We start from the raw sequence: 25,541 nt of genomic DNA, 5'->3' as shown, positions 1-25,541 counted from the left end.
AAAGCATACCCCACCGTCATATCGCACGATCTTGCGCGCACCGGCTGATGCGCATCACGCCAAGAAACCCGCCAAGAATACAGGAAACGCGCCATGAACCTTTTCGATCTCACCGGCCGTGTCGCCGTGATCACCGGCGGCAATGGCGGTATCGGGCTCGGCATCGCACAGGCGCTGGCCGGCCAGGGTTGCAACGTCTCGATCTGGGGCCGCAATGCTGACAAGAACAAAGCTGCTGCCGCGAGCATGGCGGGGCTTTCAGGCAAGATCGACACCCGCGTCTGCGACGTCACTGATCCCGCTTCCGTCAATGCGGCGATGAAGGCGACACTTGACACCTTCGGCCGGGTCGACGGCTGTTTCGCCAATGCCGGCATCGGCGGCGGCGGCCGCAGGTCGTTCATCGAGCGCACCGAGGAGGAATGGCGCACGATGTTTGCGACCAATCTCGACGGCGTATTTCACGCGTTCCAGGCCGCGGCGAAGCATATGACCGATCGGGCCAATGCGGGTGATCCGTTCGGCCGGCTGGTCGCGACCTCGAGCCTCGCCTCGATCTTCGGCACCGCGCGCAACGAGCACTACGCCGCGACCAAAGCCGCCATCAACGCGCTGGTGCGCGCCCTCGGCGTCGAGCTCGCGCGCCATGGCGTCACCGCGAATGCGATCCTGCCCGGCTGGATCAAGAGCGACATGACCGCGGGCATCATGGCCAACGAAAAGTTCGTCGCCAACGTGATGCCGCGGATTCCGATGCGGCGCTTCGGCGAGGCCAGCGATTTCGGCGGCATCGCCGTGTATCTGATGAGCAAGGCCTCGTCGTATCACACGGCCGATACGTTCGTGATCGACGGCGGCTATACGGCGTTTTGAGATCTCGTAGGGTGGGCAAAGGCGCTCTTGCGCCGTGCCCACCAATTCCATGTGGTGGGCACGCTGCGCTTTTGCCCACCCTACGGATTCCAAATTTGTAGCGCAGAGGGGGAAGGCAAATGTTTTCGCACATCATGATCGGCACCAACGACCTCGACAAGGCCAAGACGTTCTACGACCAACTGCTGAGCACGCTCGAGGTGCGCCCCGCCAAGGTCGACGGCTATCGCATCTTCTATTTCACCAAGACCGGTGTGTTCTCGGTGACGAAGCCGATCAACGGCGAGCCGGCGACCTGCGCCAACGGCGGCACCATCGGCTTTGCCGCCAACTCGCCTGAGCAGGTCGACAAATGGCACGCCGCCGGCGTCGCCGCTGGCGGTACGCCGATCGAAAACCCGCCCGGCATCCGCGAGGGCGCGGGGAACAAGCTTTATCTCGCCTATTTGCGCGATCCCGACGGCAACAAGATCTGTGCGATGCATCGGATGCCGAGCTGAGGAATGCCGATCTCTCCTCGTCATTGCGAGGAGCTCTTGCGACGAAGCAATCCAGACTGTCGCGGCGGTAAGATTCTGGATTGCTTCACTGCGCTCGCAATGACGGAATCCTGGGCACGGGTCCGTACTCTATCCACGTCACGTCCGCGCCCCCATTCAAACAACATTTCAAACGCCCCGCGAAAATTCCATGGCATGGCATGGCTTGCGCGAGAAAATACGCGCTCGCACTTTCGTGGCGCTGCGACTATTCTCCCGGCCAATATGATCTCAGCGCTCCCGGGAGGAACAATGACAAAGCACAGCTACATTCCCCGCACCACCAACTACACGCTCAATCCCGGCGATGAGCTCAATGACCTCAGGATGTCGGACCAGGTCCGGCCGCTCTACGATCACGTCAAGAAGTTCATCCGCGAGACGGTCGAGCCGATGTCGATCGAGTTCGCCAAGGCCGGCGAAGGCAAGGAGGATCGCTGGAGCTTCACGCCGAAGCAGCTCGAGGTGCTCGAGGTCGCCAAGAACAAGGCCAAGAAGGAAGGCCTCTGGAATTTCTTCCTGCCCGATGACGAGACCGGCCAGGGCCTGAAGAACCTCGACTACGCCTATATCGCCTCCGAACTCGGCAAGAGCCCGCTGGCGTCCGAGACCATGAACTGCTCGGCGCCCGACACCGGCAACATGGAGGTGCTGGAGCGCGTCGGCACCAAGGAGCAGAAGGAGAAGTGGCTGAAGCCGCTGATGAACGGCGAGATCCGCTCGGCCTATGTCATGACCGAGCCGAACGTCGCCTCCTCCGACGCCAAGAACATCTCGACCACCGCAAAGCTCGTCGGCGACGAATGGGTCATCAACGGCGAGAAGTATTACATCTCCGGCCTCGGCGACCCCCGCTGCAAGATTCTCATCGTGATGGTGAAGACCAATCCGGATGCGGCGCCAAGCAAGCAGCAGTCGCAGATCCTGGTGCCGCGCGACACGCCCGGCGTCGAGGTGCTCGGGCCCATGTACGTGTTCGGCCAGGACCATGCGCCGCGCGGCCACATGCACATGCGCTTCAACAATGTGCGCGTGCCGAAGGCGAACATGCTGCTCGGTGAAGGCCGCGGCTTCGAGATCTCGCAGCTCCGCTTGGGGCCGGGCCGCATCCATCACTGCATGCGCACGATCGGCAAGGCCGAGAAGGCGCTGGACCTGATGGTGCAGCGTGGCCTCACCCGCGAAGCCTTCGGCAAGAAGATCGCCCATCTCGGCGGCAACATGCAGATCATCGCGCAAGCCCGCTGCGAGATCGAGGCGATGCGGTTGATGGTGCTGAAGGCCGCCAAAGCGATGGACGTGCTCGGCAACAAGGAGGCCCGCGTCTGGGTCTCCATGGTCAAGGCCATGGTGCCCGAGCGTGCCTGCAAGATCATCGACCAGTCGATCCAGATGCACGGCGCCACAGGCATCTCGCACTGGACCCCGCTCGCCGAAATGTACCAGGACGTCCGCCACCTCCGCTTCGCCGACGGTCCGGACGAAGTGCACTGGATGGTGGTCGGCCGCCACGAGCTGAGCATGGCGTGAAAGGTCCTCCTCTCCCTCTCCCCGTTCTTGCGGAGAGAGGGTTGGGGTGAGCGAGATCGCAAGACGGAAAGGAAGTCAATGGACTACGCCGCCAGCGACCTGACGCCACGCGAGCGCTACAAGGTGCTGACGTCTTTCATCTTGCCGCGGCCGATCGCGTGGGTGACGTCTGTGGGGCCATCCGGCATCGTCAACGCTGCCCCTTTCAGCTTTTTCAATGCGTTTTGCGAGGATCCGCCGCTCTGCATGTTCGCGGCGAACCGCAAGCCGAACGGACAGGACAAGGACACCTTCCTCAACATCCAGCGAACCGGCGAGTTCGTGGTCAACCTCGCCGACGAGCCGCTGGCGCGCGCCATGCATGAGTCCAGCGGCGATTTTCCGCCTGAAATCGGCGAGCCCGATTATCTCGGGCTGAAGCTCGCGCCTTCCACGAAGATCGCCGTGCCGCGCCTGGCCGACACCCCCTGGGCGATGGAATGCAAGCTCTGGAAGATGATCGACGTCAACGACGATCGCCGTCTGATCATGGGCGAAGGCATTCACTTCCACATCCGCGACGAACTCTGGGACGACAAGGCGATGCGGGTGCATATGGAGCGCTATCACCCGATCGGCCGCATGTTCGCCGACCGCTACTGCCGCACCGATGACCGCGTGGTGTTTCCCGCGGCTGAAGGCGCGAAGAGCAAGTAACCGCACCGTGGAGAGAGACGATGCCGGAAGCCTTTCGCGACAATGACGAGCGCAGCCGGTTCGAGCTCGATGTCGACGGAGTGGTCGCCTTCGTCACCTATCGCAAGGCCGACGGCGTCATCACGCTGGTACACACCGAGGTGCCGCCCGAGCTCGGCGGCCGCGGTATCGGTTCAAAGCTCGGCCGCGCCACGCTGGACGCGGTACGCGGACAGGAACGAAGGCTGTTCGTCGAGTGCGACTTCATCCGCAATTTCCTGAGCAAGAACCCCGGATATAACGATCTACTTGCCGAGGGCGAGAGCACCCATGCGGAGCCGCTCGCGACCTATCGGGCCGGCTGCTTTTGCGGAGCCGTCGAAGTCGAGGTGACGGGCAAGCCGGTATTCGCCGGCTATTGCCATTGTGCCGATTGCCAGGCCTGGTCGGCCGCGCCGATGAACGCCTTCAGTTTATGGAAGTCTGACAGCGTGCGCGTCATCAAGGGCGAGGCGGAGCTTGGGTCTTTCAACAAGACCGAGCACTCCTATCGCAAATTCTGCAGGACATGCGGCGGTCATGTCATGACCGAACACCCGCGGATGCGGCTGATCGACGTCTATGCCAACCTGCTGAAGGGCTACAAGCACCACCCGACCCTGCATGCGAACTACGCGAGCAAGATGGTGTCGGTCAGGGATGGCTTGCCGAAATACGCCGATCTGCCGGCGGAACTCGGCGGGTCCGGCGAGATGTTGCCGGATTGATCGTACGCCCTCGCCCCGCTTGCGGGGCGAGGTGAAGGACGAGACCTACGTCGCCGGCGCGACCTTGTCCTGCGTCTTGGTCTCGAAATCGGATGCGTCGTGGCGCTCGTGGAGCTGGCTGGCGGGATCGCCGGAGACGCGGTTGACCATGCGGCCGCGCTTCACCGCGGGGCGCTTGGCGATCTCATCAGTCCAGCGCTGCACGTTCTTGTAGTCCTGCACGGACAGGAATTCGCCGGCGCCGTAGACCAGCCCCTTGGCGAGCGCGCCGTACCACGGCCACACGGCCATGTCGGCGATCGTATACTCCTCGCCCGCGAGGTATTCATTGTCGGCAAGGCGGCGGTCGAGCACGTCGAGCTGACGCTTGACCTCCATCGCGAAGCGATCGATGGCGTATTCGATCTTGAACGGTGCGTAGGCGTAGAAATGGCCGAAGCCGCCGCCGAGATAGGGCGCGCTGCCCATCTGCCAGAACAGCCACGACATCGCCTCGGTGCGCGCCTTGATGTCCTTCGGCAGGAAGGCGCCGAACTTTTCGGCGAGGTAGAACAGGATCGAGCCGGATTCGAAGATACGGATCGGTTCAGGGCCGGAGCGGTCCATCAGCGCCGGAATCTTCGAATTCGGGTTGATGTCGACAAAGCCGCTGCCGAACTGGTCGCCGTTGCCGATCTTGATCAGCCAGGCGTCATATTCGGCGCCCTTGTGGCCGAGCGCCAGCAGCTCCTCAAGCATCACCGTGACCTTCACCCCGTTTGGCGTCGCCAGGGAGTAGAGCTGGAAGGGATGCTTGCCGACCGGCAGCTCCTTGTCATGGGTGGGGCCGGCGATGGGCCGGTTGATGCTGGCGAACTGACCGCCATTCTCCTTGTTCCAGGTCCAGACTTTGGGCGGCACGTAGGGGGCGTCGGTCATGCGAGGGCTCCGGCGAAAAGATGCGCCTGCATTAATTAGCCCGCGGGCGGCTGATGGCAAGCCCCGCCGGCTCTGCGCCCCACGCGCACCTCAGACCAGGGCCATGCATCCGGTCAACCGGCGTTGCATGGTGGCGGGCGGAATGCGCCATCGTACGAGCTGACGCCTGCACGCAAGATGCGCATGGGATTCCGGCATGGCATCGCACATGATGATGGGCTCAGCCTCATCGTAAAGGCCGCCGGGAGAAGATCCATGAAATCGCCGATTTGCGACATGCTGGGCATCGAGTTTCCGCTACTCGCCTTCAGCCATTGCCGCGACGTCGTTGCCGCCGTGAGCCGCGCCGGCGGCTTCGGCGTGCTTGGTGCCACCGTGCACACGCCCGACACGCTCGAGCGCGAGCTGAAATGGATCGACGACCATGTCGACGGCAAGCCCTATGGCATCGACGTGCTGATTCCGGAAAACATCTCCACATCAGGCGAGAAGAACGTCACCTGGAAGAGCCTGGAAGCGCGCGTGCCGGTGGAGCACCACAAATACACCCGAGATCTCCTGAAGAAATACGACATCGAGCTGGCGACATCAGAGGTGGACGACCACCAGCCGCAACCCTTCGACGCCGAGACCGCGCTCGAACTGCTAAGAGTCTCGTTCAATCATCCGATTCGGCTGATCGCCAATGCGCTCGGCGTGCCGCCGAAAGCGATGATCGAGATGGGCAGGAAGTACAACGTGCCAGTTGCCGCCCTCGTCGGCGCCAAGGAGCACGCGCTGCGCCAGGTCGCGGCCGGCGTCGACATTCTCGTGGTGCAGGGCACCGAGGCCGGCGGTCATTGCGGCGAGGTTTCGACCATGGTGCTGGTCCCGGAGGTGATCAAGGCGATCAAGCCCATCCGCGACGTGCCGGTGCTGGCGGCCGGTGGCATCATGACGGGACGGCAGATGGCGGCCTGCATGGCGATGGGTGCAGCCGGCGCCTGGACCGGCTCGGTGTGGCTGGCGACCGTCGAATCCGAAACCAGCGAGATCTTTCGCGCGAAGATGATCGCGGCTTCCTCGCGCGATGCGATCCGCTCGAAAGGCCGCACCGGCAAGCCGGCGCGGCAGCTTCGCTCGGTCTGGACCGACGCCTGGGACCGCGCGCCGGAAAGTCCGGGCGCGCTGCCGATGCCGCTGCAAAGCATCATCAGCCGCGACGCCTTCAATGCGATTGACCGGGCTGCTGCCGCCGGAAACGCTAGGGCGCGCGACCTCGTCAGCTATTTCGTCGGCCAGGGCGTCGGCCTGATCGACAGCGTGAAATCGGCGGGCGCCGTGGTGCAGGAGTTCAAGGAAGAGTTTGCCGAAGCCGTCGAGCACATGAATGCGCTGGTGGCGGAGTGATGGTCTACGCGGCCAGAGTAGCGCCCGCTACTCATCCTTCGAGGCTCCCCATGCGCCGCTTCGCGCCGCACGGCTCGCACCTCAGGATGACGCTTTCCCCGTAGCCGTCACCCTGAGGTGGCCGCTTCTTCAGCGGCCCTCGAAGGGCGACGGCGTGCCCAAGACTTAAAACGTGAAGCAAGAAAAGAATGTCCAACTCGAACATCCCCGAACACCTCATCCCCGTCATCGTCGGCATCGGCGAGATCGTCGACCGCCCCAAGGAGATTACCGCGGGCCTCGAGCCGCTAGACCTGCTCGAACAGGCACTACGCCGCGCTGAGGCCGATGCCGGCGCGAAGCTGCTTGGCGAGGTGCAGTCGCTCGACGTCGTCAACTTCCTGAGCTGGCGCTATCGCGATCCGGAGAAGCTGCTGGCGGAGCGCCTCGGCATCTCGCCGGCGCATTGCTATTACGGCCCTGTCGGCGGCGAGAGCCCGATCCGCTACATCCACGAGGCGGCAAAGCGCATCGTGCGCGGTGAATGCATGGTGGCCGCTGTCTGTGGCGCCGAAGCGCAATCGACAGCGACGAAAGCCGATCGCGCCGGCATCAAGCTGCCATGGACGCCGTTTGCTCACGATGTCGCAGAGCCCAAGCGCGGCGCGGCGTTCCAGAAGCCGCTCGCGATCAAGCTCGGCGTGTTTCGCCCAGTCACGGTCTACCCATTTTATGAGGCCGCCTCCTCCGCGCATTGGGGCCAGACGCCACGCGAGGCGATGGCCGAATCCGGCACGTTGTGGTCGCGCTATTCGGAGGCGGCCGCGCAAAATCCCAACGCCTGGCTGAAGCGGCGCTATGCGCCGGCGGAGATCACGACGCCGACGGCCGACAACCGGCTGATCGCGTGGCCCTACAACAAACTGATGGTCGCCAACCCCAGCGTCAACATGGGCGGCGCGCTGCTGCTCACCAGCCTCGCCAAGGCGCGCGCGCTCGGCATCGCGGAAGAAAAGCTGGTCTATCCGCTGGGCGGCGCCTCAGCCGAGGAACCGCCCGACTATCTCCTGCGCGACCAGTTTTTCGAGAGCCATCCGCAGAACGCGGTGCTGAAGGCCGCGATGGACCTCGCCGGCGGCGACGGCAGAAGGTTCGACGCCATCGAGCTCTACAGCTGCTTTCCCTGCGTGCCGAAAATGGCGCGGCGGACGCTCGGCCTCTCCGCCGACGTGCAGCCCACCGTGACCGGCGGCCTCACCTTCTTCGGCGCACCGCTCAACACCTACATGACGCATGCAGCCTGCGCGATGGTCCGTCGGGTCCGCCGCGGCGACAAGCTCGGCCTGCTCTACGGCCAAGGCGGCTTCGTCACCAAGCATCACGCGCTGGTCGTCTCGAAGGCGCCGCCGCGCGAGGCGCTGGCGCAGGAGACGAGCGTGCAAGGGGAAGCCGACCGCAGCAAACGCGCGGTGCCGGAGTTCGTCACCGAGCCCTCGGGCAAAGGCAAGGTGGAGAGCTTTACGGTTCTCTACGGCCGTGGTGGCGACGCCGAGCATGGCGTGGTGATGCTGCGTACGGAGGATGTCAGGCGCACGTTGGCGCGCGTTCCGGCGAGCGACAGTGCGACATTGGCGCATCTGCTCGATATGGACCGCACGCCGATCGGCTCGCTTGGCGAGATCGCGATGGCCGCGGATGGCGTGCCGGAGTGGCGGGTGGCGTGATATTGTAGGGTGGGCAAAGGCGCACTTGCGCCGTGCCCACCATTCTTTTCCGATTAGACGAGATCGTGGGCACGCTTCGCTTTGCCCACCCTACGAGACCACGTCCGCAGCACGAGACAGTCCTCAGCCCTTCGGCGGCTGCTTCTCCGACGCCGTCGCCGGCTTGCCGCCGGCACCGACCACACGCACTTGGTCGCCGTCGGAGAGGCCGTCCGGCGGGGCCGTGATGACGCGGTCGTCGGGCGCGATGCCCGAGGCGAGTTCGATTTCTTTGCCGAGATCGCGGGCGATGGTGACGGTCTTGAACTTCACCTTGTCGTCCGCACCGACTGTCGCGACGCGCAGGCCGCTGCCGTTGAAAATGAGAGCGCTGGCGGGAATGCTGAGCGGCGCGGAATCGCGCTGCAGGCTCAGCTTCACGCTGGCATAGCCGCCGGGCATCAACTCACCGGAGGAATTGTCGAGGCCGAGCTGCATGCGCGTGGTCCCCGAGGCGACGTCGACGGCCTGCGAAGATGCCTCCACCGTGGCCTGGAAGGTCCGGTTCGGATATTCCGGCAACAAGATGGTGGCCTTGGCGCCGATCTTGATGGCCGGAACGTAATTCTGGGGCACGTTGACGTACACGCGCAGCTTGGTGATGTCGGAGACCACGAACATCGCCGGCCCCGAACCGCCGCCTGCGTTGATCAGCGCACCGACGTCGGTGTCGCGCGAGGTCACCACGCCATCGAACGGCACCGTGATCTTCTTGTAGCCGGCGAGCGCCTCGAGCCGCTCGACATTGGCCTGGCCGGACTTGACCGCCGCGTTCTTGTTGGAGAGGTCGGCGGTGCGCTCGTCGATCTCCTGCGCGGAGACGAAGTTGGAGGCAACCAGCGTCTTGCGCCGGTTCAGGGTTGCCTCCGACAGCCTGGCGCTGGCCTGCTGGCTGGCGAGGTCCGCGCGGGCCTGCAGAAGCTGCTGGTCGAGGTCAGGCGCCTCGATCTCGGCGATCACCTGTCCTGCCTTGACGCGGGCGCCGATGTCGGCGCTCCAGCTCTTGAGATAGCCGGAGACGCGCGCGAAGATCGGCGCGCGATAATAGGCCTCGAGCCGGCCGGGCAGATCGAGGGTGGAGCTGAGCGCCTTGGCGTTTGGCAGCGTCACGGCAACGCTCGGAATAGCCTGGTCGTCGGTCCATTCCTTCAGCTTCGAGCCCTGGTCCTCGCGGGCCCGGATGCCGGTGCCGACGACGAGACCCGCCGCAATCAGCGCCACCACGCCGAAAATGCCCAGTTTCCGGTGCGATACCGGGGAGCGGGGTTCAGTGGGCGACATGCGGAGTCTCCAGGGGGGCGGCGGCTTTGGCGCCTTGTTTCTTGTGTACCATACTGAACACCACGGGAACAAACATCAGCGTGGCGAAAGTTGCGAAAATAAGCCCGCCGATCACGGCGCGGCCGAGCGGCGCATTCTGCTCGCCACCCTCCCCTAACCCCAACGCCATCGGCGCCATGCCGATGATCATGGCGAGCGCGGTCATCAGCACCGGACGGAACCGGACGAAGCCAGCCTCGAGCGCGGCCGCCATGGGGTCACCGAGTTCCTCATAGCGCTCGCGGGCAAAAGAAATCACGAGCACGCTGTTGGCGGTGGCGACGCCCATGCACATGATGGCGCCGGTCAGCGCCGGCACCGACAACGTGGTCTGGGTCGTGAACAGCATCCAGACGATGCCGGCGAGCGCGGCCGGCAGCGCCGTGATGATCACGAATGGATCGGACCAGGACTGGAAGTTCACCACGATCAGGAAATAGATCAGGACGACGGCGCCAAGCAGGCCGAACAACAGGCCCGCGAAGGCACTGTTCATGGTCTGCACCTGACCGAGCAGCACCACGGACGAGCCTTTCGGCACCTCCTTGGCGGTGTCGGCGATCAGCTGGCGGATGTCGTTGGAGACGGCACCGAGATCGCGGCCCGAGGTCGTCGCAAAGATCTGCACCATCGACTGGATGTCGTATTGCGACACCACCGCGCTCGAGGTCGAGCGCTTGATGTCGGCGATGCCGCCGAGGATCGGCGACTGCGAATTGCCTGATGCCGTGATCGGCAGCGTCTGCAACGCGCTCAGCGAGTCGATCTGGTATTGCGGCGTCTGCATCACGATCGAATAGGACACGCCGTTATCGGGATTGAGAAAGTAGGTCGGCGCGACCTGGGAGGAGCCGGCGAGATTGACCACGAGGCTGTTGGTGACGTCGCGCTCGGTCAGGCCGACATATTGCGCGCGGGTGCGATCGACATCGATGTTGAAAGTCGGACCGTTTGGCGATTGCTGGATACGTGCATCAGCCACGCCCGGGATCCGCCGGACCTTGGCCAGCAGACTATTGGCATAGGCGAAGTTGGCGGCGAGATTGGCGCCGCGAATTTGCAGGTCGATCGGCGCCGGCGCACCGAAGTTCAGGATCTGGCTGACGATGTCGGCCGGCAGGAAGGCGAAGCTCACGCCCGGAAAAAGCCGCGGCAGCTGCTCACGCAGCGCTTTCACATGTTCTTCGGTCGGCTTGTGGCCTTCTTTCAGCTTGATCTGGATATCGCCGTCCTGCGGGCCGATCACGCCGGTGTTGTTGTAGGTCATGTTGATGCCGGAGATCGGCATGCCGATGTTGTCGGTCATGGTCTCGATCTCGCCGGGAATCAGCTTGCGGACGGCCTTCTGCACGTCGGCGAGCTGGTTGGCCGTCTCCTCGACGCGGGTACCTACTTGCGTGCGGACATGCATCAAGATGTTGCCGGCGTCCACCGCAGGGAAGAAGTTGCGTCCAAGGAACGGCACGAGCGCAAAGGACGCGCCGACCACGCAAAGAAAGCCGATCACGAACACCGCGCGATGCGCCAGCGCCAGGCCGAGCAGCCCGCGGTACCCGCCGCGAATGCGTTCGAACCGGGCCTCGAAACCGCGCTGGAACCAGACGAGAGGATTGCGCGACTTCGGCGGTTCGCCCTCGTGATGGACATGCGCCTGCAACAGATAGTTCGCCATGGTCGGCACTAGAGTGCGCGACAGGATGAACGACCAGATCATCGCAAACATCACGGCTTCGGCCATCGGCACGAACAGGAAGCGTGCGACGCCGGTGAGGAAGAACATCGGCACGAACACGATGCAGATACAGAGCAGCGAGACGAAAGCCGGCGTCACGATCTGGTTGGCGCCGTCGAGAATCGACTGCTCGACCGGCTTGCCCTGCTCGAGATGGTAATTGATGTTCTCGATTGTCACCGTGGCGTCGTCGACGAGGATGCCGACCGCAAGCGCAAGACCGCCAAGTGTCATGATGTTCAGCGTCTCGCCGATCGCCGACAGCATGACGATGGCACCCAGCACCGACAGCGGGATCGAGACCGCGATGATGACCGTCGAGCGCCAGCTGCCGAGGAACAGCAGGATCATGACGCTGGTGAGCAGCGCGGCGATGACGCCTTCGAAGGCGACGCCCTCGATCGCGCCACGGACGAACACCGACTGGTCGCCGATGAAGCCGATCTTCAGCGCATCCGGCAGCTGATCCTTGACGTCGATCACCTTCTGCTTGATGCCGGCGATGATGTCGAGCGTCGAGGTCGCGCCCGCCTTCAGCACCATCATCAGCACCGAACGGTTGCCGTCGACATGGACGATATTGGTCTGCGGCGGATTGCCGTCGCGCACGGTCGCGACGTCGCGCACATAGACCATCGCGCCGTTGACGGTCCTGATCGGCAGATTGCCCAGCTCTTCGATCTTGAGCGGCGAGTTGTTGAGCTGGATGTTGTATTCGAACTGGCCGATCTTCTGGGTGCCGACCGGCGTGATCAGGTTTTGCGCGGCGAGCGCATTGGCGACGTCCTGGCCCGATAGCCCGCGGGCCTGGAGCGCGGTCGGGTCGAGATCAATCGTTACCTGGCGCTGCTTGCCGCCGAACGGATACGGAATCGCAGCGCCCGGCACCGTGACCAGCGGGGTGCGAAGCTGGTTGATGCCGATGTCGGCGAGGTTCTGCTCGGTCAGGCCGTCGCCCGACAGCGCCACCTGGACGATCGGCACGGTCGAGGCGGAGTAGTTCAGAATCAAGGGCGGCGTCGCGCCCGGCGGCATCTGCTTGATCAGCGTCTGCGAGATCGCGGTCACCTGCGCATTGGCGGTGCGGATGTCGACATTGGGCTGGAAGAAGATCTTGATGATGCCAAAGCCGTTATAGGAATTGGCGGTGATGTGCTCGATGTCGTTGACGGTCGTGGTGAGCGCCCGCTGGAAAGGCGTGGTGATGCGGCCCGACATCTGGTCCGGCGGCAGGCCCGTGTACTGCCAGACCACGCCGATCACGGGAATGCGGATGTCCGGAAAGATGTCGGTTGGCGTCCGCAGCGCCGCCAGCGGTCCGACGATCAGAAGCAGAAGCGCCAGCACGACAAACGTGTAGGGCCGGCTCAGGGCAATACGGACCAGAGCAATCATTCGTCAGGCAAATCCAAATACGGGGCGAAAGGGAACGCGCCCCACGGTTCCTATCGCTGATTTACCCGAACACCGCCGAAATGGCCAACGACAGCGTCTCACGGGCGGTCACTTCACAGCTATTGCACCGCGGAATCGCATTCCAGATATGCAGGCGGCGCCCGAAAGCGCCGCTGTCCGAGATGGTCTTCGTCTTCGCGATTACGCCGCGCGGACGTTGGTCAGGAATTTGCCGACCTCGGTCTTCAGCCGGCTCGAATCGTTGGACAGCATCTGCGCCGCCGAGAGCACCTGAGAGGAGGCCGTGCCGGTGTCGCTGGCGCCGCGCTGCACATCGGTGATGTTGGAGGAGACCTGCTGGGTGCCTTGGGCCGCCTGCTGCACGTTGCGGGCGATTTCCTGGGTCGCAGCGCCCTGCTCTTCCACCGCGGCTGCGATGGCGGAGGAGATTTCCGAGAGACGCTCGATGGTCGAGGAGATCTCCTTGATCGCGCCGACCGAGTCGTTGGTCGCTGCCTGGATGCCGGAAATCTGCTGGCCGATCTCGCCGGTCGCCTTGGCGGTCTGCTCGGCGAGCGCCTTCACCTCGGAGGCGACGACCGCGAAACCGCGGCCGGCTTCACCGGCGCGCGCCGCCTCGATCGTGGCGTTGAGCGCCAGGAGGTTGGTCTGGCCGGCAATGGTATTGATCAGCTCGACGACATCGCCGATGCGCGAGGCAGCCTTGGACAGCTCGCTGACGCGGTCGGTGGTGGCACGGGCCTGGCCGACGGCGTCGCCCGCCATCCGCGCCGATTCCTGCACCTGGCGGCTGATCTCGCCGACCGACGAAGCCATCTCTTCGGTCGCCGAAGCCACCGACTGGACGTTGGTGGAGGCTTCTTCCGAGGCAGCCGCAACGGTCGTGGCCATCCGCTGCGAGCGGTCGGCGGTCGAGGTCAGTGTCGAGGCGGAGGCCTCCAACTGGGTCGACGCCGACGACACGGTCTGGACGATCTCGCCGATCATCGTCTCGAACTCGCGGGTGATGTTGTCGACACGGCGGCCGCGCTCGATCTTGGCTTCGGCGTCGGCCGCAGCGGCCTCGTCGGCAGCCTTCTTGGCGACCAATGCCTCCTTGAAGACCTGAAGCACGTCGGCCATGGCGCCGATCTCGGTCTTCTCGCCCTGGTGCGGGACCTCGGCGGAGAGGTCGCCGCGACCCAGCGCCTGCATCGGCTGGGTGATCGAATCGATGGCGCTGGAGACGTCCTTGACCAGATAGAAGCTGATGCCGATGCCGGCGATGACGGCCGCACCGAGGATGATCGCCACGAGCATGAACGCGTAAGAATAGGTCTCGGAGGCATCAGCGGAGGCCTGATCGCCCCCCTTGGTGTTGAGTTCTATGTCCTTGGCCAAAATGGCATCGGCTTCGAGCCCAATCTTGTTCACCGTCTTGCTGTTCAGCTCATGGGCGTCATGCGGGATCTTGTTCGCATCCCGGCGCGACAGCGCCATGACTTCCTGGGTGCCCTTTTTATATTCCTCCCATTTCTGGGACCACTCGCTGTACAGAGCTCGCTCCTGGGGCGAGGTGATCATGCCTTCATAGGACCTGCGGAACTTGGTGTTCGCCTCAACCACGGTTGAAAGAATCTTTTCGGCTGCCAGTTTCTCCTCCAGCGTCTCCGCCAGCATGTGCTCCCGGATGACGTTGCGGTAAGTGATCACGCCGGCACGAAGGTCGCCGAGCACGCGCACGCTCGGCATCCAGCTCGTCGTGATGTCGGTGGTGTTGGCATTCATCGACCGCATCTTCATGACGGCGAGCAGACCCATGCCGGCCATCGCGACCAGCAGGAACGCCACGACACTGATGATCTTGGCGCGGATGGAGATCTTGGCGAGCATAACGGGTCTCTTTGCGTTGGCGCGGTCGCGCGTCCTAAATCGTGGTCAACCAAAAGGAGCGGCGCCGACGCCCAACAACAAAGCGACTGTTGTAACTGCGACTCCGTACCAGCACGGAACCGCAAACAAATGAATGAGGAACTAAAAATGCCCTGCGCTCAGCGCATGAGCCTCATCGCATCCGAGAAAAACTCCGGCCCGCCGAAATTGCCGGATTTCAGTGCAAGGAGCATGTCTCCTGCTGCGGCTCCCACCGCACGCAGCACCGGCACGCCCGCGGCGATCTCCGCTCCCACGAGAAATCCGGGAATCTTCAGCCGATCAACGACCGCCCCTGAGGTCTCGCCGCCCGCGACGATCAGTCGCCGCACGCCTGATTTGACTAGATTTTCGGCGATGTCGGCCATCGTCTGCTCGATCGCGTGCCCTGCGACGTCGCGGCCGTGACGCGCCTGGAGCGCAGCGACCTCCGCCGGTGTCGCGCTCGATGCAATCAGCACCGGCCCCTCGGCCAGTCGCGGCTTCGCCCAATCCAATGCGCGCTGCGCTTCATTAGCACCCGTAAGAATACGGTCAGTGTCGACATGTAACACGGGCATGACACGTTCGGCATTGGCGATTTGCTGCAAGGTGGCTTGCGAGCAGCTTCCGGCGAGGCACGCCACCTGTCCGCCGACGGTCGCCCCCTGCCCGCTGCTGGCGCCAGCCGGCTTGACCTTGCCGGTCGATACCAGCGCACGAGCGAGCCCGAGGCCGATGCCCGAGGCGCCGACCGAGAGCCGGTGCTTCGCCGCGACAAGGCCGATGGTCTCGAGGTCACGGTCGAAGACGGCGTCGATGATCGCAGCTCCAATGCCCTTGCCCGAGAATTCGGCAAGCCGGGCCCGGACGGCTTCCGCCCCGCGCGTCAAGGTCGCGAGATCGACAAGGCCGATTTGCGTCTTGCTCTGCCGCGCCAGCACGCGCACCAAATTGGAATCGTGCATCGGGTTGAGCGGGTGGTCCTTCAGCGGACTCTCGTTCAGCGGCACAGCACCGACGAACAGATTGCCTTGATAGACGGTGCGGCCGTTCTCGGGGAAAGCCGGCGTCACCAGCACGACGGCCTCGCCGCAATCGGCGCGCAGCGCGTCCATCACGGGGCCGATATTCCCGGCATCGGTGGAATCGAAGGTCGAGCAGATCTTGAACAGCACGTGGCTCGCACCACGCCCGCGCAGCCATTTTTCCGCCGCGCGCGAGCGCGATACCGCAAGCCCCGCCTCGATCGAGCGGCTCTTCAGCGACACCACGACGGCGTCGACCTCGGGCAGCTTCAGATCATCGGCGGGCACACCGATGGTCTGCACAGTGCGCAAGCCGGCGCGCGTCAGCGTGTTGGCGAGATCGGAGGCGCCGGTGTAGTCGTCGGCGATGCATCCCAGCGCAAGTGTCACGGTTTCGCTCCGGCATAGGGCTTGAACCAGGCGAGGCCATCGGTGGTCTTGCCGCGTGGATTATATTCGCAGCCGACGAAGCCGGCATAGCCGAGACGGTCGAGCTCGTCGAACAGGAACGGATAATTCAGCTCCTCGCCGTCGGGCTCGTTGCGCGAGGGAATGCTGGCGATCTGGATATGGCCGATGATCGGCATCATCTCGCGCAGCCGCATGGTGACGTCGCCATGGATGATCTGGCAGTGATAGATGTCGAACTGGAGCTTCAGGTTCGGAAGCCTGAGCTCCTGGATCAGATCGCGCGCGAAGCCGAAATCGTTGAGGAAGTAGCCGGGCACGTTGCGCGGATTGATCGGTTCGAGAACGATATCGATGCCGTGGGCTGCGAAGAATTCCGCGGCCCACGCCACCGATTTGTAGAAGGCCTCGATCGCGACGCGTTCGCCTCGGTTGGCGATTCCCGCCATCAAATGCAGGCGCTTGACGCCGGTGGCCTTGGCGTAAGGCAGCGCCGTCTCCAGGCTCGCCTTGAGATCATTGAAGCGAGAGGGGAGCGCCGCAAAGCCCTTCTCGCCGGCATTCCAGTCGCCCGGCGGCAGGTTGAACAGCGCCTGCGTTAAACCGTTGCGCTTGAGCCGCTCGCCGACCGCTTCGACCGGATGGTCATAGGGAAAGAGAAATTCGACGGCGGCGAATCCGGCCTGCGCGGCCGCATCGAAGCGATCGAGGAACGGCACTTCGGTGAACATCATCGAGAGGTTGGCGGCGAAACGGGGCATTGGAGATCCTCTTCTACTTGTCGCCCGGAAGCTTGACGCCGGTGACCTGCGCGTACATCCGCGCCACCGAGGCGTCGTCGTCGCGGCCCATGCCGGCGGCCGATGTCATCAGGAACATCTGCAGCGCTGCGGCCGAGACCGGCACCGGAAACCTGGCATTGCGCGCCATGTCCTGGATGATGCCGAGGTCCTTCACGAAAATCTCCACCGCACTGCGCGGCGTGTAATCGCCGTCGAGGACGTGCGGCATGCGGTTCTCGAACATCCAGGAATTGCCGGCGGATGCCGTGATCACCTCATAGACCTTGCGGATGTCGAGGCCTTGCTTGGCCGCAAACGCCATCGCTTCCGAGGCCGCCGCGATGTGCACACCGGCGAGAAGCTGGTTGATCATCTTGAAGGCCGCGCCCTGCCCTGCGGCATCGCCAAGCTCGTACAGCTTGGCCGCCATGGCATCGAGCGCGGGGCGCGCCTTCGCGAAGGCGGCCGCACTCCCGGAGGCGAGGATCGTCAGCTCACCTTGCGCGGCGCGCTGCGCACCGCCGGAGATCGGCGCATCCAGATAATACCGGCCGGTCGCCTCCAATTGCTTGGCGAGGCGACGCGCGACGTCCGGATCCATGGTCGCTGAGGAAATGAAGACGCTGTCCTTCGGCAAGGTCTCGGCGACGCCGTCCTTGCCGAACAGGATCGCTTCGGTCTGCGCCGCATTGACGACGACACTGACGACGATGTCCGCGCCCTTGGCCGCCTCGGCCGGCGTCGCGGCCCCGGCGCCACCGTCCTTCACGAAGCGCGCGACCGCATCGGCCGAAACGTCGCAGCCGGTCACAGTGTGGCCGGCGCGCTTCAGCGAAGTCGCCATGCCGTATCCCATCGAGCCAAGCCCGATGACGGCGATGCGCTGGTTTTGCGATGGAGAGGCGGACATGCAACTAACCCTTGCGAACGTTTCCCGGACGGCCAGCCTTTGCGACGGCTCGTGATCTCGAATAACACGGCTTGGCCGCGCTGCCAAAGCGTGAGACAAGCGGGCATGACGGCCATGAAAACTGAACCCAGCAACGAGACAAGGCTGCGTGAGGATATCTGCCGGTTCGGACGCTCGTTGTTCGAACGCGGGCTGACGCCTGGATCGTCAGGCAATATCAGCGTCCGCCTGGACGGCGGCGGCTGGCTGGTGACACCGACCAACGCCTCGCTCGGCTTCCTCGATCCGGCAAGACTGTCGCGGCTGGACGACCAGAGGCGCCTGGTCTCGGGTGACGCCCCGACCAAGGAAGTTCCGCTGCACACCGCGCTCTACGACACGCGCGGCAGCGCCCGCGCGATCGTGCATCTGCATTCGACGCATTCGGTCGCGCTCTCGATGCTGCCCGAGATCGACCCGCAGGCCGTGCTGCCTCCGATGACGGCCTACTATCTCATGAAATGCGGCGCCACCGCGCTCGTCCCCTATTACCGCCCAGGCGATTCCGCGGTCGCTGACGCGATCAAGGGGCTGGCGGGGAAGTATTCATCCGTGCTGCTTGCCAATCACGGTCCCGTCGTCGCCGGCGACACGCTGGAAGCCGCGGTGTTCGCGACGGAAGAGCTCGAGGAGACGGCGAAGCTGTATCTGCTGTTGCGCGGGATGAATCCGCGGCATCTCTCGCCGGAGCAGGTGAACGACCTGGTGAAGGTGTTCGGGGTGACGCTGCCCGAGCATGGGCACGGGCCCTAGGGCTCCCTCCGCTGTCATTCCTCGCGAAGGCGGGGAATCCAGTACGCCGCGGCCTATCCTTATTCTCTGACGTCTCGGAGTACTGGATCGCCCGATCAAGTCGGGCGATGACACAGAGTGTGTTATGCGAGCCTGCCCGACACTTCGTAACTACAGCCCCAGATACGCTTTCCGCACGTCCGGATTGCCGCTGATCTCCGCTGCCGGGCCCTGCATCTGCACGCGACCGGTTTGCAGGATGTAGGCGCGGTCGGCGATCTCCAGGCATTCGGCCATGCGTTGCTCGACGATCAGCACAGTCATGCCGGAGTCCCGGATGAGCTTCACGGCCTGAAAGATCTCGTCGACCAGTTTTGGCATGATGCCTTGCGAGGGTTCGTCCAGCATCAACAGCCGCGGGCGCGTCATCAGGGCACGGCCGATCGCGAGCATCTGCTGCTCGCCGCCTGACAGCGTCTCGGCGCGCTGCTCGAGGCGTTCGGCGAGGCGCGGAAACAGCTTGAAGACGAGCTCGAGCGGTGCCTCGCGATCCGCCTCGCCGCGATAGAGATAGCTACCGAGGCGAAGATTGTCGCGCACCGACAGGCGCGGGAACAGGCGGCGGTTCTCCGGCACATATGCGATGCCGGCCGCCGTGATGTGATGCTGCGCCATGCCATTGAGCCGCTTGCCGTCGAAGGTCACGGTGCCCGAGCGCGGACGCTCGGCACCGGCGATCGACTTCAGCAGCGTCGACTTGCCGGCGCCGTTGGCGCCGGCGACGCAGACGATCTCGCCCTTGGTGACCTCGATGCTGACCGCGGAGATCGCAACCAGGCCCTGATAGGCGGTCGTGACTTCATGCACGCTGAGCATGACGATCTCCCAGATATGCCTTGATCACCTTGGGATCCCGGACCACGTCGGCAGGCTTGCCCTCGACCAGCACCTTGCCGAGATCGAGCACGATGGCGCGATCGACCAGCGGCATCACGATCTCCATGACATGCTCGACCATCAGCACGGTAATGCCGGCATCGCGCACCTTGCGCACCAGCGCGACGCCGGTCTGCGCCTCGGTCGGCGTGAGGCCGGTGAGAACCTCGTCGAGCAGCAGCAGCTTCGGTTCGGTCGCGAGCGCACGCGCGACTTCGAGGCGGCGCTTCTCGGCTGGCACGAGGTCGCTTGCGCGCACATCAGCGCGCGCGGCAAGGCCGGTGAACTCCAGCACCTCATGCGCCTTGCGGCGCGCTTCGTTCATCACGGTGTTGCGGACGAGCGCGCCGACGATGACGTTATCGATGACAGTCATGGTCTCAAAACTCTTGACCACCTGGAAGGTGCGCCCAACCCCGCGCTGACAGCGCTCGGCCGCCGGGAGCTTGGTGACATCCTCTCCGTCAAACCAGATCGAGCCCTGCGTCGGCGGCAGCACGCCGGCGATCAAATTGAACAACGTCGATTTGCCGGCGCCGTTCGGACCGATCAGGCCGACGATCTCGCCGCGACCGACCGAGATCGAGACATCGGAGTTGGCGACGAGGCCGCCGAAGCGCTGCCACACGCCGCGGGTTTCAAGGAGCGCGGTCATCGCGCGGCCTCCTTGCGGCGCGAGAACAAGCCGATCAGGCCCTCTGGCCGCGCCAGCGCGATCAGCATGATCAGCGTGCCGTAGACGATCAGGTCGACACCACGGCCGGAGCCGCCGATATAAGAGCGTGTCAGCTCGGTGAGCGGGATCAGGATGACCGCGCCGAGCAGCGGCCCCCACAGTGTGCCGATGCCGCCGAGCACCGCCGGTAGCGCCATCAAGAGCGAGAACTGGAAGCCCATGACGCTTTCAGGATCGATGTACGAGACGAACTGCGCGTAAAAACTGCCACCGACTGCGACGAGGAAGGCGGAGACCGCGGCGGCGCCCATCTTGGAGTTGAACACGACGACGCCCAGACTCTCGGCCGCCTCCGGATTGTCTTTCACCGCACGCCACCAGAAACCCCATTTGGAATCCTCCAGCCACCAGGTGACGAACCAGGCGACGCAGGCCAGCACCAGCGCGAAGTAGAAGTATGGCAGCTTGGAGCGCGCGAACTGGAATTTCAGCCAGCTGTCGCCGCGTACGGGAATGTCGATGCCGAGCGCCGCGCCCGCCCAGTCCCAATTCTGAATCAGCAACAGGCCGATCTCGGCGATCACGATGGTGGCAATCGCAAAATAATGGCCGCCGAGCCGGAAGAACGGATAGCCGAGCGCCATCGCGATGGCGGCTGCGAGCACTCCGCCGGCGATCATTCCGAACCAGGGCAGCACGCCGAACTTCGTGAACAGCAGCGCCGTCGTATACGCACCGAGCCCGAAATACAGCGCGTGACCGAGCGAGATCTGCCCGCAATAGCCGGACAGGATGTTCCAGCTCTGCGACAACGCAGCGTACATCAGCGTCAGCACCATGATGTTCTGGACGTAGACGTCCTTCACGAACAGCGGCACGACGGCGGCGACGGCGGCAAGGCCGGCGGCGGTGATGAGGTCGCGGCGGCGCCGCTCGATGAAATTCTTGTCCATCACATCGATCCGAACAGGCCGCGCGGCCGGATGAAGACGACCAGAAGATAGACCGCGTAGATGCCGACCGACTTCAGCGACGGCGGCAGGATCAGCGCGGTGGAGGCTTCGACCAGACCGACAATGATGCCGCCGGCGAAGGCGCCGAACACGCTGCCGAAGCCGCCGAGCGCCACCGTGACGTAGGCGATCAGCGCAAAGGACGCGCCGACATCGGGATAGATGTAGAAGAAGATCGCCATGATGGCGCCGGCAAGCCCGACCAGTGCGGCACCGAGGCCCCAGCCCAGCGCGAACACGCGGTTCTTGTCGATACCGACGAGAGCCACTGCACCGGGATCCTCACGGGTTGCTTCCAGCGCGCGGCCGAAATCGGTGCGGTTGATGAAGAGATAGAGCGCGCCGAACGCGGCGATCGACACCAGCGCGCCGACCAGTTGCGGCTCCGGGAGGAAGATGCCGCCGAGCGACACTGTCTTGCTACCGAGCCAGGAGTGGGGAACGCTGCGATAATCCGGCGTGAAGAACAGCTGCGCCAGGCCGCGCATGACGATCGCGAGTCCAAAAGTCGCAAAGATCTGCACCATGCCGATATTGGCCTTGGCACGCATCGCAAACCTGACCACCACGAGATAGACCACGGCCCCGAACACGAACAGGGCCGCGGCCACCAGCGGCGCCGCAAGCAATGGATCGATCGCGAAGAACGTGAACAGGAAGAACGTCACGTACATCGCGATCATCAGGAATTCGCCGTGGGCGAAGTTGACCACGTCCATCAGGCCGAAGATCAACGCAAGGCCAGCGGCGATCAGTCCGTAGAGCAGCCCCATCAAGAGGCCGCTCGCAAGACTTTGGACAATTGTTTCGACTGTCAGCAACTTGTCCCCCAGAAAAAGCCCTCAGCCCGAGGAGCGTCATCGAACGCGCATCGCATAGGACGAGCCCGCCCTCGTCTGTCCCGACGCGGGCCCCGTCTTACTTCGCAGGATCGGGACCGGGAGCTGTCGGAGCTCCCGATTCCATCCTCACTTCATCGGCCAGACGGCTTCGGCCACCGCGGCCTGCGACGGGAAGATGGTGACGAACTTGCCGCCGATATACTGCAGCAGCACCGGATCGGCGTCGTTGTTCTGGCCCATATCGTCGAACTTGACGCGCTTCCACGGCATAATGGTCTGCTCGCCCGGCATGTCGGTCGCAGCAAGCGCAGCACGGATCTTTTCGCCGTCCGTCGACTTGGCGCGATTGATGGCGTCGGCCATCACGATCATCGTCGAGAACTCGCGCGAGGTGTTGTCGTTGAGGTCCTTGCCGGCCTTGGCCTTGAACAGATCGTTGATCTTGCCGACCATCGGTCGCTTGGCGGCGAGATCGAGCGAGAAGCTGCCGCGGGTGATGACGCCGTCGAGCTTGTCGCCGACCGCATCATAGAGTGCCTTCTCGGAGAAGCCGGCGGCCTGAGCCACGATCGCGTTCGGCTTGTAGCCGAGCTCGGCCATGGTCTTGATGAGGAGAATGCCGTCGGTGGTGTAGCTCGAGGGCATCAGCACGTCGGCATTGGCGGCCTTGAGCTGCTGGACCTCGGCCGACAGCGACGGTGAATTCGCGCGGTACTTGATGTCGGCGACGATCTTGTATCCGCGATCGTTGGCGAGCTTGATCTGGGCGTTGGCGGAGTCGGTGCCGAAGATCGTATCCTCGTGGAACAGCGCCAGCGTGTTGGCCTTGGCGCCCTTCTTCTTCATCGCATCGAGGAAGTCGAACATCGCGCCGGAGAACATCTCGTCGTGCGGCGCGGCGCGGAAATAGAATTTCAGGCCACGGCGATGCAGGCTCGGCGAGGAATTGTCCGCCGACATAAATGGTATCCCGTAGCGTTCGCAAGTCTGGCTGACGGTCACCGCCACGGCGCTCTGATAGGTGCCGAGGATGGCGCAGACCTTTTCCTGCGTAATCAGGCGCTCGGCTTCGGCGCGGCCCTTCTGCGGATCGCCCTGATGGTCCGCCATGACGAGGCGGATCTTGGCGCCACCGAGGCCTGGCAGGCCGGTGCCCTTGGCGAGCGGCAGATCGAAATCCTGATCGTTGTTGATGATATCGACCGCAGTCTCGAACGCGCGTTGCGCATCGACGCCGATCTGCGCACTGGCGCCGGACATCGGATAGGTCAGGCCGATCACCACCTCGCTCGTCTGCGCGCGCGCCGCGATCGGCATCAACGCGGCAGCAGCCGTTGCACCCAGCATCAGTTCGCGGCGGTTCATCGTCATCTCAATCCCCTTCCCAGGAATAGTTGTTATCGAATGGAGCGAATGTTGCACGCGGTAAAGCCCGAAGAAATGGCAAGCGCTGCACTAAATCACGGCCATGTTCCTGTTCTTCAAATCCGTCACCAGCATCAGGCCGGGCGAATGCGTAATTGCGAAAGGTACCTTGGCGGCGTTGATCACCGATTGCGGCGTCACGCCGCAGGCCCAGAACACCGGGATCTCGTCATCGGCGACAGGCACGGGATCACCATAGTCGGGCTTGGCGATGTCCTTGATGCCGATCAGATGCGGGTGGCCGAGATGCACGGGCGCACCGTGCACCGCCGGATAGCGCGAGGTGATCTGCACCGCGCGGATCGCATCGGCCGGCTTGAACGGACGCATCGAGACCACCATCGGCCCCGCGAACGGACCTGACACGCCGCAGGCGATGTTGGTGCGGTACATCGGCACGCGCACATTCTCTTCGATATGACGGATCGGCATGCCCTCGTCGAGCAGCGCCTCCTCGAACGAGAACGAGCAGCCGAGCACGAAGGTCACGAGATCGTCGCGCCAATGATTGGTCACATCGGTCGGCTCATCGACGACCTCGCCGTCGCGCCAGACGCGGTAGCGCGGCACGTCGGTGCGGATGTCGAGATCGGCGCCAAGCGAGGGGATGTAGGGGCTGCCGACATCGGACATGCTGATGATCGGGCACGGCTTCGGATTGAGCTGGCAGAACCGGTGGAAGGCGCCGGCATATTCGGCCGGCAGGATCGCCAGGTTGCCCTGGACGAAACCGGGCGCGACCCCCGCGGTCGAACCGACCTCACCGCCGCGATAGGCAAGCCGCGCCTGGCGGCTCGGGAGCGTGTGCGGCGTTTCAGTTTGCTGCGCTGCCACCAAAACAGTCATTTCATCGACCTGCCTATGAACTCGACAAGCCCAGCCAACATCAAGCATACTATAAAGTCTAATCGTCCTTTTTAATCGATATCGATAAAATCACTTTATCGATCGGGAAAAACCTTCCAATGCTGGACTTCAGGTCGATCGAAACCTTCCTCTGGGTTGTGAAGCTTGGCAGCTTCCGAGGCGCCGCGGCGCGGCTCAATACGACCCAGCCGGCAATCTCCCAGCGCATCGCCCAGCTCGAGCGCGAGATGGGCGTGAAGCTTCTGAACCGCGATCATCGTGTGGCGTCACCGACCCCGAGCGGCCGGCAGATGATGGTCTACGCCGAGAAGCTGATCGGCCTGCGCGCCGCGATGATGGCCGAGATCGGCGATCGCTCGGCGATGCGCGGTGTGATGCGGCTCGGCGTCGCCGAGACCATCGTGCATACCTGGCTGCCGCGGCTGGTGAAGAGCGTCAACGAGATCTATCCGAACCTGTCGCTGGAGATCGAGGTCGACATCACGCCGAACCTCACCGCGCGATTGCTCGCGCAGGAGATCGAGCTGGCTTTCGTGGTCGGCCCCCTCTCGGCCTCGGGCGTGCACAATCGCAAGCTCGCCGACTATCCGATCGGCTTTCTCGCGAGCCCGTCCCTGGGGCTCGGCCATGGCCCGGTGACTTCAGCCGATATCGCGCGGTTTCCGATCATCACCTTCCCGCGCAAGACCAGGCCTTATGAGGTGGTGCGCGAGGTGTTCGACCGGCCGGAGTTGCCGCCGATCCGTCTCCATGCATCGGCTTCGCTCGCCACCGTCATCCACATGGCGGTGGAAGGCCTCGGCATCGCCGTGATCCCCGACGCCATCGTCGAGAACGAACTCGCCGACGGCCGGCTGCAATTGCTCGACACCGACCTGGAGATTGCGCCGCTGACATTCACGGCGAGCTGGCTCGCCTCGCCCGACGTCGTGGCGGTGCAGCGCGTCGCCGAGCTTGCGTGTCAGATTGCGCAGAGCAGCCTCGCGGTTGACGCGCCCGCGCTGGCGCGTCATTGAAAAAGGCGCCGGACTTTCTCCCGTCATTCCGGGGCGGCTCGAAGAGCCGAACCCGGAATCTCGAGATTCCGGGTTC

The 25,541-nt window shown here is 64.0% G+C and carries 22 protein-coding genes; 9 read left to right on the top strand and 13 right to left on the bottom strand.

What is annotated here, in order from left to right; genetic code table 11:
* Positions 1-93: 93 nt before the first annotated feature.
* The 5 genes from Q0687_RS19500 to Q0687_RS35840 all read left to right on the top strand — a co-directional run bounded on the left by Q0687_RS19500 (position 94) and on the right by Q0687_RS35840 (position 4,384).
* On the top strand, positions 94-873 hold the full coding sequence (locus Q0687_RS19500) for an SDR family oxidoreductase (protein WP_298879962.1): 780 nt from the start codon (positions 94-96) through the stop codon (positions 871-873).
* A gap of 119 nt (positions 874-992) precedes the next feature.
* Positions 993-1,373 (top strand): VOC family protein, encoded by a 381-nt coding sequence (locus tag Q0687_RS19495; RefSeq protein WP_298879961.1) that lies wholly within the window; start codon positions 993-995, stop codon positions 1,371-1,373.
* A 291-nt stretch (positions 1,374-1,664) separates the two neighbouring features.
* A complete protein-coding gene (locus Q0687_RS19490; protein WP_298879960.1) occupies positions 1,665-2,942 on the top strand; it encodes an acyl-CoA dehydrogenase family protein in 1,278 nt (425 codons plus the stop codon).
* 78 nt (positions 2,943-3,020) lie between these two features.
* Positions 3,021-3,638 carry a flavin reductase family protein gene (locus tag Q0687_RS19485; protein WP_298879959.1) on the top strand — a complete coding sequence of 206 codons (618 nt, stop codon included), beginning with the start codon at positions 3,021-3,023 and terminating at the stop codon, positions 3,636-3,638.
* Between the two features lie 20 nt (positions 3,639-3,658).
* Entirely contained in the window at positions 3,659-4,384 is a 726-nt protein-coding gene (locus Q0687_RS35840) for an N-acetyltransferase (RefSeq protein ID WP_363323962.1), read from the top strand.
* Positions 4,385-4,429: 45 nt separating this feature from the next.
* Here Q0687_RS35840 and yghU read toward each other — a convergent pair whose 3' ends face one another.
* Positions 4,430-5,302: a glutathione-dependent disulfide-bond oxidoreductase gene (gene yghU, locus Q0687_RS19470; RefSeq protein ID WP_298879957.1), complete on the bottom strand. Its 873-nt coding sequence runs from the start codon at positions 5,300-5,302 to the stop codon at positions 4,430-4,432.
* Between the two features lie 255 nt (positions 5,303-5,557).
* On the opposite strand from yghU, the gene Q0687_RS19465 reads away from it, so the two are divergent.
* Together Q0687_RS19465 and Q0687_RS19460 are read left to right on the top strand one after the other, a co-directional pair.
* Positions 5,558-6,691 (top strand): nitronate monooxygenase, encoded by a 1,134-nt coding sequence (locus Q0687_RS19465; RefSeq protein WP_298879955.1) that lies wholly within the window; start codon positions 5,558-5,560, stop codon positions 6,689-6,691.
* Between the two features lie 188 nt (positions 6,692-6,879).
* Complete coding sequence (locus tag Q0687_RS19460) at positions 6,880-8,394, top strand: acetyl-CoA acetyltransferase (RefSeq protein WP_298879954.1); 1,515 nt, start codon at positions 6,880-6,882, stop codon at positions 8,392-8,394.
* A 123-nt stretch (positions 8,395-8,517) separates the two neighbouring features.
* Here the strand turns inward: Q0687_RS19460 and Q0687_RS19455 are convergent, their stop codons facing one another.
* From Q0687_RS19455 to ltnD, 6 genes are all read right to left on the bottom strand, one after another.
* Positions 8,518-9,714, bottom strand: coding sequence for an efflux RND transporter periplasmic adaptor subunit (locus tag Q0687_RS19455; RefSeq protein WP_298879953.1), 1,197 nt, complete (start codon positions 9,712-9,714; stop codon positions 8,518-8,520).
* A complete protein-coding gene (locus Q0687_RS19450) occupies positions 9,701-12,880 on the bottom strand; it encodes an efflux RND transporter permease subunit (protein ID WP_298879952.1) in 3,180 nt (1,059 codons plus the stop codon). The genes Q0687_RS19455 and Q0687_RS19450 overlap by 14 nt, the downstream gene beginning before the upstream one ends.
* 201 nt (positions 12,881-13,081) lie before the next feature.
* Positions 13,082-14,773 (bottom strand): methyl-accepting chemotaxis protein, encoded by a 1,692-nt coding sequence (locus Q0687_RS19445; RefSeq protein ID WP_298879951.1) that lies wholly within the window; start codon positions 14,771-14,773, stop codon positions 13,082-13,084.
* A 158-nt stretch (positions 14,774-14,931) separates the two neighbouring features.
* Entirely contained in the window at positions 14,932-16,209 is a 1,278-nt protein-coding gene (gene otnK, locus Q0687_RS19440) for a 3-oxo-tetronate kinase (protein ID WP_298879950.1), read from the bottom strand.
* Entirely contained in the window at positions 16,206-16,988 is a 783-nt protein-coding gene (gene otnI / locus Q0687_RS19435; RefSeq protein WP_298879949.1) for a 2-oxo-tetronate isomerase, read from the bottom strand. Before otnI ends, otnK begins: the two co-directional genes overlap by 4 nt.
* Positions 16,989-17,001: 13 nt before the next feature.
* Positions 17,002-17,955 (bottom strand): L-threonate dehydrogenase, encoded by a 954-nt coding sequence (ltnD, locus tag Q0687_RS19430; protein ID WP_363323965.1) that lies wholly within the window; start codon positions 17,953-17,955, stop codon positions 17,002-17,004.
* A gap of 69 nt (positions 17,956-18,024) precedes the next feature.
* On the opposite strand from ltnD, the gene Q0687_RS19425 reads away from it, so the two are divergent.
* Positions 18,025-18,711: an aldolase gene (locus Q0687_RS19425; protein ID WP_298879947.1), complete on the top strand. Its 687-nt coding sequence runs from the start codon at positions 18,025-18,027 to the stop codon at positions 18,709-18,711.
* Between the two features lie 150 nt (positions 18,712-18,861).
* On the opposite strand, the gene Q0687_RS19420 is transcribed toward Q0687_RS19425, so the two are convergent.
* From Q0687_RS19420 to Q0687_RS19395, 6 genes are all read right to left on the bottom strand, one after another.
* Positions 18,862-19,566, bottom strand: a complete 705-nt coding sequence (locus tag Q0687_RS19420; protein ID WP_298879946.1) for an ABC transporter ATP-binding protein — start codon at positions 19,564-19,566, stop codon at positions 18,862-18,864.
* Positions 19,550-20,281 carry an ABC transporter ATP-binding protein gene (locus Q0687_RS19415; RefSeq protein ID WP_298879945.1) on the bottom strand — a complete coding sequence of 244 codons (732 nt, stop codon included), beginning with the start codon at positions 20,279-20,281 and terminating at the stop codon, positions 19,550-19,552. The genes Q0687_RS19420 and Q0687_RS19415 overlap by 17 nt, the downstream gene beginning before the upstream one ends.
* Positions 20,278-21,255 carry a branched-chain amino acid ABC transporter permease gene (locus Q0687_RS19410; protein ID WP_298879944.1) on the bottom strand — a complete coding sequence of 326 codons (978 nt, stop codon included), beginning with the start codon at positions 21,253-21,255 and terminating at the stop codon, positions 20,278-20,280. Before Q0687_RS19410 ends, Q0687_RS19415 begins: the two co-directional genes overlap by 4 nt.
* Positions 21,255-22,133 carry a branched-chain amino acid ABC transporter permease gene (locus Q0687_RS19405; RefSeq protein ID WP_298880264.1) on the bottom strand — a complete coding sequence of 293 codons (879 nt, stop codon included), beginning with the start codon at positions 22,131-22,133 and terminating at the stop codon, positions 21,255-21,257. The genes Q0687_RS19410 and Q0687_RS19405 overlap by 1 nt, the downstream gene beginning before the upstream one ends.
* 150 nt (positions 22,134-22,283) lie before the next feature.
* Positions 22,284-23,528, bottom strand: a complete 1,245-nt coding sequence (locus Q0687_RS19400; protein WP_298879943.1) for an ABC transporter substrate-binding protein — start codon at positions 23,526-23,528, stop codon at positions 22,284-22,286.
* Positions 23,529-23,612: 84 nt separating this feature from the next.
* Entirely contained in the window at positions 23,613-24,428 is an 816-nt protein-coding gene (locus Q0687_RS19395; RefSeq protein ID WP_298879941.1) for a putative hydro-lyase, read from the bottom strand.
* 119 nt (positions 24,429-24,547) lie between these two features.
* Between Q0687_RS19395 and Q0687_RS19390 the strand changes: the two genes are divergently transcribed.
* Complete coding sequence (locus Q0687_RS19390) at positions 24,548-25,465, top strand: LysR family transcriptional regulator (protein ID WP_298879938.1); 918 nt, start codon at positions 24,548-24,550, stop codon at positions 25,463-25,465.
* The last annotated feature ends 76 nt before the right edge of the window (positions 25,466-25,541 follow it).

Origin of the sequence: uncultured Bradyrhizobium sp. (assembly GCF_936928535.1) — a bacterium.
In the GTDB taxonomy this organism is placed as follows: domain Bacteria; phylum Pseudomonadota; class Alphaproteobacteria; order Rhizobiales; family Xanthobacteraceae; genus Bradyrhizobium.
This window is presented reverse-complemented; position numbering and strand designations above follow the sequence as displayed.